4 protein-coding genes are annotated in these 3135 nt (G+C 71.9%); 3 read left to right on the top strand and 1 reads right to left on the bottom strand.

The features are described from left to right. Positions 1-74 precede the first annotated feature (74 nt). The 3 genes from ACFTQE_RS20030 (at position 75) to ACFTQE_RS20020 (ending at position 2020) form a co-directional block, all read left to right on the top strand. The gene (locus ACFTQE_RS20030) at positions 75-710 is read left to right on the top strand and encodes a hypothetical protein (protein WP_376926717.1); all 636 of its coding nucleotides are present in this window, start codon (positions 75-77) and stop codon (positions 708-710) included. A gap of 73 nt (positions 711-783) precedes the next feature. After that, a complete protein-coding gene (locus ACFTQE_RS20025) occupies positions 784-1521 on the top strand; it encodes a YcnI family protein (protein ID WP_376926716.1) in 738 nt (245 codons plus the stop codon). Positions 1522-1624: 103 nt separating this feature from the next. Beyond that, positions 1625-2020 carry a nuclear transport factor 2 family protein gene (locus ACFTQE_RS20020; RefSeq protein WP_376926715.1) on the top strand — a complete coding sequence of 132 codons (396 nt, stop codon included), beginning with the start codon at positions 1625-1627 and terminating at the stop codon, positions 2018-2020. Positions 2021-2023: 3 nt separating this feature from the next. Here the strand turns inward: ACFTQE_RS20020 and ACFTQE_RS20015 are convergent, their stop codons facing one another. Beyond that, entirely contained in the window at positions 2024-2998 is a 975-nt protein-coding gene (locus tag ACFTQE_RS20015) for an aldo/keto reductase (protein WP_376926718.1), read from the bottom strand. Between the last annotated feature and the right edge of the window lie 137 nt (positions 2999-3135).

The raw sequence follows: 3135 nt of genomic DNA, 5'->3' as shown, positions 1-3135 counted from the left end.
GGCCGGGCATCGCCCGGCGGCGCTTCGTCGTTTTCGGGCACCTCGCTGTTCTCGGGCAGCTCTATGATCATGGGGTGCAGATCCGTCGCGGCGCCCAGGTCGTTCGGGCGTTCACGATCGCCGCCGCCGCGATCCTCTTCGCGTCGCTGGCGCACACGATCGGAGGCGGCACACCTCCGGGGCTCGTGACGATCGCCGTGGCACTCGCGTTCTCGGTGCCGTCCGCGATCCTCATCGTCGGCAGTCGGCAGAGCACGCCGCGCGCTGCCCTCGCCGCCGTGATCGCCCAGCTCGCGCTGCACGCCCTCTATTCGCTCACGCCGAGAACCGGGCTCCAGGCCGCCGTTCCCGCCACGGGGCATCCGCATCACCACTCGGATTCTGCCGGGATGGTCGTGCTGACGGGTTCCCCGGTGCACGAAGAGCATTTCGGGCCCGCGATGCTCGTGGCGCACATGATCGCCGCCGTCCTCACGGTGTCGGCCGTGGTCCTGGCCGACCAGGTGCAGCGAGCCCTGCGCTTCGCCGCCTCGGGCATCCGGAGCGTCTGGGCCCTGCTCACCGTCGCCCTCGTGTCGCCGTTGCGGGCGCATCTTGCTCCCGCTGCTCCGCGCGTCGTCGGGTCGAACGCGACCTCGCTCCTCTGCACTGCCCTGCGCTATCGGGGACCGCCGCGGCTGACGCTCGCCGCCCTCGCGGCGAATCGCTGACACCTCCACTTCGCGACGCCTCGCACACGCATCGTCCGTGTGCACGTTCGCAGACCCTGAAAGCAGAGCAAGCATGAACTCCAAGATCCGCACCTCCCTCGCCGCTGCGCTCGCCCTCGGCGCGGGCACCGCCCTCGCACTCGCCGCCCCGCTCGCGGCGAACGCCCACGTCGGCGTCGAGTCCACCGAGACCGCCGCCGGCGCCTACACGGTGCTGAGTTTCGGCATCCCGCATGGCTGCGGCGAGAGCCCCACCACGAGGCTGACGTTCACGATGCCCGAGGGCGTCGACCGCGTCTCCCCCACCGTCAACCCGGGCTGGACGATCGAGAAGGTCGTCGAGCAGCTCGATGCTCCGAAGAAGGACTCGCACGGGGCGCAGATCACCGAGCGCGTGAGCGCCGTCGTGTACACGGCGGTGACCCCGCTGCCGAGCGAGCTGCGCGACGTGATCTCGCTGTCGACGCAGCTGCCGGCGGATGCCGCGGGCGAGACGCTCGCCTTCCCGGTGCTGCAGGAGTGCGCCGAGGGCCGGACCGACTGGAGCGAGGTCGCCGCCGATGGCGAGGCGGAGCCCGAGCACCCCGCCCCCGCGATCACGGTCACCGAGGCGAGCGGCGACGGCCACGGCCATGCGGCCGAAGCGGATGCCTCGGCCGAGCACGCGTCCGACACGGCAGGCTCGTCGGTCGCGGCGGAGACCGGCTCCGACGACGTGGTCGCCCGCGTGCTCGCCGTGGGCGGACTCGTCGTCGGCACGGTCGGCGTCGTGCTCGCGGTCACCGCGCGGCGCGGCAGGAAGCAGGCGTAGCCCCGGCTCCGAACGAAGAACGCCCGGCCCTCGTCGCGAGCGCCGGGCGTTCCGGAAGCACTCGGTGATTGTGCCCGGGCGCCGACGGGAGGATCCTGAGATCATGAGCGATCGCGAGGATTTCCTGATCTGGCTCCAGAGCGAATTCGTGCGGGCCGAACGCGCCATGTTCGACGGCGACGACGGCCCACGCCGTGCGATCTGGTCGGCCGATGAGCCGGTCAGCGTGCTCGGCGCCTGGCGCAACGCCTCGAATCGCTCCGAGCTGATCGAGGCGTTCGAGGAACTCTCGACGAGCTTCTCGAACTGCACCGACTACGCGTTCGACCTGATCGCCTTCGACGTGCTCGGCGAAGCGGCCTACACCGTGGGCTACGAGCGGGCCTCGACCTCGATCGACGGCGAGCCGCGCACCTTCACGCTGCGCGCCACCCAGGTGTACCGCCACGAGCCGAGCGGCTGGCGGGTCGTGCACCGGCACGCCGACAAGCTCGGGTAGCGATCAGCCGAACGCGGCCGCCGCGCCGGCCGCCGGCTCGCCGGCGATGAGATCGGCCTCGATGAGGTCGACCTCGGCCAACTGCGCCCAGGTCGCGGGAGCCGGTGGGGCATCCCGCCACTCCACGATCTGGCGAAGCTGAGCGGCGGACGTTGCGCCGACCACCACCGTGCGCACGACGTCTGCGGCGGCGGCGAACGCCAGTGCCGCGGCGGGGAGCGTCGACCCGGTCTCCGTCACGACACGCTCGATGCGGCGTGCTCGATCGAGCACCGCCGTTGACGCGACGCCGTGATCGAACCACGCGCCGTCGGCGATCGGCGACTCGGCGAGGATCCCGCTGTTGAAGACCGACGCGTTGTCGATGCCGACCCCTCGACGTCGACAGGCCGGGAAGAGGGAGTGGGCCGCGGACTGATCGAGCAGGGTGAACCGCCCCGCGAGCATGATCCGGTCGAGGTCGAGTTCCTCGACCATGTGGCGCAACAGCTCGACGTTCCGGTTGCCGACGCCGATCTCGCCCACCACGCCGGTCGCCCTGAATTCGGCGAGCGCACGGTATCCCTCCCCCATCGCCGTCTCGGCGTGCTGCTCGGGGTCGTGCAGGTAGGCGATGTCGATGTGCTCGAGTCCGAGTCGTTCACGACTGCCCTCGAGCGAGTCGCCGATGCCGCGTGCGCTGAAGTCCCACCGCCGGTGGAAGGCGCGCGGCACGTGGAACCCCTCGTCGTCGAGCAGCGGGTGATCGCGCTCGGGGGCGGGCACGAGGAGCCGCCCGACCTTCGTGCTGACGCGGAACTCCTCGCGGGGCTTCGTCGCGAGGAACCGGCCAAGACGGCGCTCCGAGAGTCCGAGCCCGTAGTGCGGCGCCGTGTCGAACTGCCGGACCCCCGCCGCCCATGCCGCCTCCAGCAGTGCTGCGGCGGTCGCGTCATCCATCGGTCCGCCGAGGTTGCCCAACTGCGCGGTCCCCAGCACGAGCGCCGGCCGCCTGTTCACCGTGTCGGCCACGCGAAGTCCCAGACGAGCGTCGACTCCCCGTCCGCCGGCGCCCCGCCCCGCCCGGCGGGCGCGGGGGGGGGGGAAGGGGGGGGCCCCGAAAAACCCCCCCCCGT

Source organism: Agromyces sp. NPDC056965, from assembly GCF_042673425.1.
Taxonomy (GTDB): domain Bacteria; phylum Actinomycetota; class Actinomycetes; order Actinomycetales; family Microbacteriaceae; genus Agromyces.
Note: the sequence above shows the minus strand (reverse complement) of the source record. Positions and strands in the feature narration are given on the sequence as shown.